This is a genomic window from Streptomyces sp. NPDC059900 (genome assembly GCF_050270335.1).
Classification (GTDB): domain Bacteria; phylum Actinomycetota; class Actinomycetes; order Streptomycetales; family Streptomycetaceae; genus Streptomyces.
The window spans coordinates 1-6935 of the sequence record NZ_JBNNJZ010000437.1; the positions used below are offsets into that span (position 1 = coordinate 1).

The following is a 6935-nucleotide window of genomic DNA, read 5'->3' on the forward strand; positions in this document are numbered from 1 at the left end:
CCAGAGAGCACTGTCTACCGGACGATCCTTGCCACAGTGACAAGCCCCGTCCATGGTCGTACGCACTCTTTTCCGATGGGACTATCACCCTGTGACAAACAAGCGGGAACACGTCCGGCAGGAAATCCTGGCCGACCCCCGTCTCGTCGAGGCGATCGTCGACGCGGTGCACGAGCAGGTTCCGGCCTACACGGCGCTCGACGGCAGCCGGTTCCCCGAGGTGCGGGCGATCGCGGCCTGGGCGACGGACCGCCTCCTGGACCACTGGGCCACGGACGGCGCGATCGGCCCGGCCGATCTGCGCCGCTTCCGCGGGATCGCGGCGGCACGGGCCGCGGACGGCCGCCCCCTCCAGGCCGTCCTGCGCGCCTACCGGGTCGCCGCCGCCGTACTGGCGGACGAGGTCGCCGCCCGCGCGCCGCAGTTGTCCGCCAAGGACGCCTTCGCCCTCGCACAGCTCCTGCTCACCGCCATGGACACCATCTCCGAGGAGATGACGACGGCGTACGCGGCCACCAGCGAGCGCCTCTCGGGGGACCGCGACCGATCGCTCCAGTTGCTCCTGGACGACCTGATCGCGGGCCGGCACGCCTCGCTGGGCGCACTCGGCGCGCGGGCCGCACGCCTGGGCGTGCAACTCCCCGAGCGCTACAGCCTGCTGGTGGCGGAACCCGCGGCGCTCGCGGAACCGGCGGATGCCACCGCCCTGGACGGCCCCGCGTCCGACATCTCCCTCACCACGTCGACAGCCCTGCTCACGGCGCTCGGCGGCAGCGGGGCGCGGGGAACGTCCCTGGCGACGACGCACGGCTCGCGTGCGGTGCTGCTCGTCCCGGCCGTATCCGCCGACGCCGTGCCCCGGGTCCTGCGCCGCCACGCCTGGCGCGGCTGCGTGATCTCGGGCGAGAGCCTGGACCGCGTGGCGGTCGCCCACCGGCTTGCGGCGGGCGCCCTGGACACCGCTCCCCCGCACGCCCACCACCCCGACCGGGTCCTCACCGACGCCGACGCGCACGTCCTGGCGCTGCTCGCGGGTCACCCCGTGGCGAGCCCCGACCAGATCGGCCGCATCGTCCTCGGCCCCCTCGTCGACGACGCCCGGCGCCACCTCCTGGAGGCCCTCACCGCGTACATCGACACCGGTTCCGCCAATGCCGCGGCCCGCGCACTGCACCTCCATCCCCAGTCCGTGCGCTACCGCCTGCGCCGGGTCCGCGACCTCACCTCCCGCGATCCCCAGGACCCCTGGCAGCGCCTCACCCTGGACATCGCCCGCACGATCGTGCTCGGCGGCCGGAGCGGGTGAGGCCGCGCACGGCAGGCGCGCGCTAGGCGGTCGCCGCCTGCCGGGTGGCATCGGCGAGTTCCGCGCGCAGAGCGGCGAACCGCGGGGTGCCGCGCAGCGCGGCCACGTCGGTCGTCGCCTCGCGCGGCAGCGGGACCGCCACCTCGTCGATCACACGCCCCGGCCCCGCCGCCATCACCAGGACCCGGGAGCCCAGCAGGACGGCCTCCTCCGCGGAGTGCGTGACGAACAGAACGGTGGTGCCCGTGACGGCGGCCAGGGTCCTGACCTCCTCCTGGAGGCGTTCGCGGGTGAGCGCGTCCAGCGCGGCGAAAGGTTCGTCCATGAGGAGGACCTGCGGTTCGGCGGCAAGGGCCCGGGCGATGGCAACGCGCTGCTGCTGTCCGCCGGACAGCTCCCAGGTGCGGCGTCCCGCCATGCCGGGCAGACCCACCAGAGCCAGCAACTCCACTATACGGGCGGCCCGTTCGGACCGTACGACGCCGTGCCGGGCCAGCGCGAAGGAGAGGTTGCCGCCCACCGTGCGCCAGGGGAACAGACGCGGCTGCTGGAAGACGACGCCCACCTTCCGGCGCACGTCCACCGTGCCGGTGGCGGGTTTCTCGAAGCCCGCCACCAGGCGAAGGAGGGTGGTCTTGCCGCACCCGGAGGGCCCGACCAGGACCACGAACTCGCCGGGCTCCACGGCCAGGGACACGTCCGACACCGCCGTCACCACGGCCTTGGCCGGACCGTAGCGGACGCTGACGCCCGCCAACTCAATGTCTGGGCTAGTCAATTCACCGCCAGGAGCCGCCTCGGCCCTCTCAGCCCTCTCAGCGCTCTCAGTCCTCTCAGCGCTCTCAGCCTGCGACACGGGACAGCTCCTTCACGGCGAGGTCCTTCTCGAACGCCGACCGGGCGGGCACCGCGTCGATGGCCTTCTGCGCCTTGAGGAAGCCGGCCGCATCGTGCAGGCTCCCGGCCAGCTTGCCGGGGGCGCCGGGCTTGCCGAGGTAGTCGGCTCCCTGCTGCTGCTTCGCGGTGAGCAGGACCAGTTGGGCGAGCTGCTTCTTCGCGTCGGCGGGGCTCAGGTTCAGTTCGGCGCCGATGGCCGTGGCCGCCCTGTCCGGGTCGCTCTTGGCGAGCTTGACGGCCTGGTCCTCCGCCTTGAGCCAGGCGTCCACGATTTTGGGGTGCCTGTCCGCGAAGTCCTCGGTCACCACGCCCAGGTCGGCGGTCGGCTTGCCCTGCTCGGCGATCTCACGGCTGGTGACGAGGACCTTCCCGTCCTTCTTCAACTCGGTGAGCGAGGGCGTCCACACATACGCGGCGTCGATGTCCCCGCGCTGCCACGCGGAGAACGCGTCCTGCGGCTGGAGATCGACGAGTTGCACGTCGGACGCCTTGAGACCGGCCGACTCAAGGGCCGCGAGGAGCGAGTAGTGGGAGGTGGATCCGAAGGGGGCGGCGATCTTCTTGCCCTTGAGCGCCTTGACGGACCCGATGCCCTTCTTGGCGACGAGCGCCTCGTTCTCGCCGATCAGATCGTGGATCCACAGCACCTTGTACGGGATGTCCAGCGGCTCGGAGAGTCCCTTCGTGACGGGACTGGAGCCGGCCAGGGCGAAGTCCACCGACCCGGCGATCACGGCCGTGTTGACGTCGGCGCCGGAGTCGAACTTCACCCACTGCACATCGGCGTCCGGAAGCGCCTTCTCCAGAAGTTTGTGGTTCTTCACCACCAGGTCGGCGTTGGGTATCGACTGGTAGGCGATGCGCACCGGGGTCTTTCCGCCCCCGGTGGCGGCGTCGGCGCCGTCACCGCAGGCCGTCGCGGTGAGGGCGACCAAGGCGGTCGCGGCGGCGGGCAGGGCTGTGCGGCGGAGGCGAGAGGGCAGCACGGTGGTTCCTTCGTATGGAGAGACGGGGAAGCGAGGGAAGGGCGGGTGTCAGACGCGGCCGCGCCACGGCACGGCGAGCCGCTCCACGCCTTTGAACAGGGCGTCCAGGACGATCCCGGAGATTCCGATGGCGATGATCCCGGCGATGACGACGTCGGTCTGGTTGTAGCGCTGGGCGTCGCGGATCATGCCGCCGATGCCGGGCACGCCGTTGACCGTCTCCGCGGCGACGACCGAGGTGTAGGCGATGCCGACCGCGATGCGCACTCCGGTGAGAATCTCCGGCAGGGCGGCGGGCAGTCGTACGGAGAGCAGCAGGGCCACGGGTCCGGCGCCCAGCGCCCGCGCGGCCTCCACCAGGTCGCCTGGCACCCCGCGCACGGCCGCGGCGGTCGCCGCCGCGATGGGCGGCAGCGCGGCGATGACGAGCAGCCAGATCTTCGGGGTCTCGTCGATGCCGAACCAGATGACGAGCAGGGAGAGATACGCGAGCGGCGGCAGCGTCCTGAGGAAGGTGACCGCCGGTTCCAGGACCACGGCGAGCGGCTTGAGAACCCCGATGAGCAGGCCGAGCGGGATACCGGCGAGGGCCGCGTACGCGGTACCGATGCCGATGCGTCGCAGGGAGACGCCCAGGTGCTCCAGGAGGAGGTGGCCGCTGAAGCCGCGCACGCCGTCGTGGACGGTCGACGCCTGGACGAACGCGTGCCACACGTCGCCCGGCGACGGGACAAGGACGCGCGGCCAGACCCCGGCCGCGACCACCGCCTGCCAGGCCGCGACGAGCACGGCGAGGGCCAGGAGCCGCAGGGCCGTCCAGCGCAGGGCGGCTGCGGTGACCCAGGTGCGCCGGGCGCGGATCGGTTCCGCCGCGGGCAGGGGCGCGGTACGCGTCTCGGTGTGCTTCAGCAGGGTCACGCCGCCGCCTCCGCGAGGGCCTTCAGCCGTGGGGCCACTTCTTCGCCGACCCGGTAGGCCTCTTCGAGGTGCGGATAGCCGGACAGGACGAACTCGTCGATGCCGAGTTGCCGGTACTCGTCCAGCCGCCCGGCGACCTCGTCGTGCGAGCCGACCAGGGCGGTGCCCGCGCCTTCGCGGACCAGGCCGATGCCCGCCCACAGATTGGGCGCGACGGTGAGGTGGTCGGCCGAGCCGCCGTGCAGCGCGGTCATCCTGGCCTGGCCGGTGGAGTCCATGCGGGCGAAGCGCTCCTGGGAGGCGCGGACCGCTTCGGGGTCGAGCCCGGCGAGGATGCGGTCGGCTTCCGCCCATGCCTCGGCGGCGGTGTCGCGGGTGATGACGTGCAGCCGCAGGCCGAAGCGCGGGGTGCGGCCGAGGCGTGCGGCCTTGTCCCGCACTCTGGTGATGCGTTCGGCGAGCGCGGCCGGGGGTTCGCCCCACAGGAGTTGCACCTCGGCGTGGCGGGCCGCGACGTCCTCCGCGTCCGCTGACGCGCCGCCGAAGTAGAGGGGAACGTGGGAGGCGGTGGCGGGGTTGTCGAGGCGGGCGCCCTCCACCCGCACGTGCCGGCCGTCGAGGTCGACCGGTTTCCCGTCCAGCAACTCGCTTACCACCTGCATGAGTTCACCGGTCCTGACGCACCGCTCGCTCTTCGGCAAGTGGTCGCCGTACGCCCGCTGTTCGGCCGGGTCACCGCCGGTGACCACGTTCAGGGCGATGCGGTCGCCGAACAGGCGGCGGAAGGTGTCGGCCTGCTGGGCGACGAGCGTCGGCCGTGCCAGGCCCGCGCGGAAGGCCACCAGGAAGCCGATCCGTTCGGTGACGGCGGCGAGTGCCGACGTCAGCACCCAGGGGTCCGCGCAGCCGAGGCCCACGGGGGTGAGGAGCTTGGAGAATCCCGACTGCTCGGCGGCGCGGGCGACTTGGGCGAGATAGCCGAGGTCGGCGCCGCGTCGGGTGGCGGTGGCGGTACGGCCCTGGACGGCGGTGACGCCGCCGGGGTCGCGGCCGTCGCCGCCGGTGGGCAGGAACCAGTGCAGCACGGGGGCGGCAGGGGAGGACATGCGGGGGCACCTCGGAGGGGAGCGGACACGGCCGGACACGGCCCTCGCGCAGGGCGCGGGGCGTGGCGGGATGCCCTGGAGTCCAGGGATGTGTCCGGAAGGGAGAAATCAGGAGCGGCGACGGCAGACGACCGCACGCGAGGCGTCGTCAGCGGCGAGAGATGTCGTCAGCGGGGCGAAGGGGTGCTCAGGCTCGGTGGAGCACTCAGCAACAGGCCGCGCGACAACAGGAGATGGCCCGACACAGCATCCCCGAGACACGCAGAAGGTCCACGTGGCGGCGGGATACGAGGGCGGGGTTCATGCTTGCATCCTGACCGGGACGCCGTGCCACCGACAAGCGGGTTCCGCCATGTGGACAGTGGGGTCTCGTATCCCGGCACCCCGCAGGTCTGGCCCCCGCAGGTGCGCGCCGGGTGTCCGCCGGGCGTGGGGGCGCCCGGCGGACGGTCCTGTCACCTGCGGCGTCGCCACTCCTGCGCGAGCAGCTCGTAGGAGCGCACCCGGTCGGCATGGCCGTGGGTGATGGTGGTGATGAGCAACTCGTCGGCCCCGGTGGCTTCCTGGAGCTGTTCCAGGAGGTCCGCGACGCGTCCGGGAGAGCCGGTGAACTGGGTTTCGGTGCGGTCCTGCACCAGGGCGCGGTCCGCGTCGGTCCAGACGTGCGCGCGGGCCTGAGCGGGCGTGGGGTACTGGATGGCGCCCTCGGCCGTGCGGATGCTGCGGACCCAGGGGCCGTAGCCCGCGGCGAGTTCACGGGCGGTCTCGTCGTCCTCGGCGACCACGACGTCCGCGGAGACACTGACGTAGGGCTTGTCGAGGACGTCGGAGGGCTTGAACGCGGCACGGTAGCCGTCCACGGCTTCGAGCACCGTGCCCGGACTGACGTGGTAGTTCGCGGCGAAGGGCAGGCCGCCCCGGCCCGCCACGTCCGCGCTCTGGCCGCCGCTGCTGCCCAGGATCCACACCTGGATGCCGGCGCCCTCGCCGGGGACGACATGCGCCTCGATGCCGTCCGCGGACCGGTAGGTGCCCGCAAGGAGCGCCAGGATGTCGTCGACCTGCTCCCCGTAATCCTGCGACGTGGCGTTCGGCTGCTGGAGCAGCTTGCGCTGGAGGGCGACGCGAGGCGAGCCGAGCAGATGCTCGTAGGAGAACCGGGGCGGGATACGCAGGCCGCCCGGTGCGCGGCCGTCGACGACCGGCGTCGTGGTGGGCGGCACGGCGGCGGATGTGGCGGGGGGCTTGCCGCCGGAGCGGCCGAGGCCCAGGTCGAGGCGGCCGGGATGCAGCGCGTCGATCAGGCCGAACTCCTCGACCGTGGCGAGGGCGGTGCGGTGACCGAGCTGTACGGCGCCTGCCCCGAGCCGGATCGTCGAGGTCGCGGCGGCGGTCAGGGCGAGGACGACCGCGGGTGAGGTGCCGGCCACGCCGGGGTTGAGGTGGTGTTCGGCGAACCAGTAGCGGGCGTAACCGAATTGCTCGGTCTGCCGGGCCAGGTCGACGGAGTTGTGCAGCGCCTCGGTCGCGGTGGAGCCGGACGAGATCGGGACCAGGTCGAGGACGCCGAGAGGGATGGCAGGCATGTGGGGTGATCCTCCTCAGCGGTGGGCCGGCGCGGGCGCGGGCAGGGACTCGGGCGCGGGGATGCCCGCTCCGGCGTCGGGGTGGGCGAGACCGAGGTGGTCGCGCAGGGTGGTGCCCTCGTACTCCGTGCGGAAC

General features: G+C 72.7%; 6 protein-coding genes. 1 reads left to right on the plus strand and 5 read right to left on the minus strand.

Annotated elements, in window-relative coordinates:
• Nucleotides 1–91: 91 nt before the first annotated feature.
• A complete protein-coding gene (locus tag ACQKIP_RS35320) occupies nucleotides 92–1306 on the plus strand; it encodes a PucR family transcriptional regulator (RefSeq protein WP_365861109.1) in 1215 nt (404 codons plus the stop codon).
• 22 nt (nucleotides 1307–1328) lie between these two features.
• Here ACQKIP_RS35320 and ACQKIP_RS35325 read toward each other — a convergent pair whose 3' ends face one another.
• The 5 genes from ACQKIP_RS35325 to ACQKIP_RS35345 all read right to left on the minus strand — a co-directional run bounded on the left by ACQKIP_RS35325 (nucleotide 1329) and on the right by ACQKIP_RS35345 (nucleotide 6799).
• A complete protein-coding gene (locus tag ACQKIP_RS35325; RefSeq protein WP_427745073.1) occupies nucleotides 1329–2084 on the minus strand; it encodes an ABC transporter ATP-binding protein in 756 nt (251 codons plus the stop codon).
• Between the two features lie 64 nt (nucleotides 2085–2148).
• Nucleotides 2149–3186 (minus strand): ABC transporter substrate-binding protein, encoded by a 1038-nt coding sequence (locus ACQKIP_RS35330; RefSeq protein ID WP_427745075.1) that lies wholly within the window; start codon nucleotides 3184–3186, stop codon nucleotides 2149–2151.
• A 51-nt stretch (nucleotides 3187–3237) separates the two neighbouring features.
• Nucleotides 3238–4107 carry an ABC transporter permease gene (locus ACQKIP_RS35335; RefSeq protein ID WP_427745074.1) on the minus strand — a complete coding sequence of 290 codons (870 nt, stop codon included), beginning with the start codon at nucleotides 4105–4107 and terminating at the stop codon, nucleotides 3238–3240.
• Nucleotides 4104–5213 (minus strand): LLM class flavin-dependent oxidoreductase, encoded by a 1110-nt coding sequence (locus ACQKIP_RS35340; RefSeq protein WP_365861106.1) that lies wholly within the window; start codon nucleotides 5211–5213, stop codon nucleotides 4104–4106. Before ACQKIP_RS35340 ends, ACQKIP_RS35335 begins: the two co-directional genes overlap by 4 nt.
• Before the next feature lie 455 nt (nucleotides 5214–5668).
• On the minus strand, nucleotides 5669–6799 hold the full coding sequence (locus ACQKIP_RS35345) for an LLM class flavin-dependent oxidoreductase (protein ID WP_365861104.1): 1131 nt from the start codon (nucleotides 6797–6799) through the stop codon (nucleotides 5669–5671).
• Nucleotides 6800–6935 lie beyond the last annotated feature (136 nt).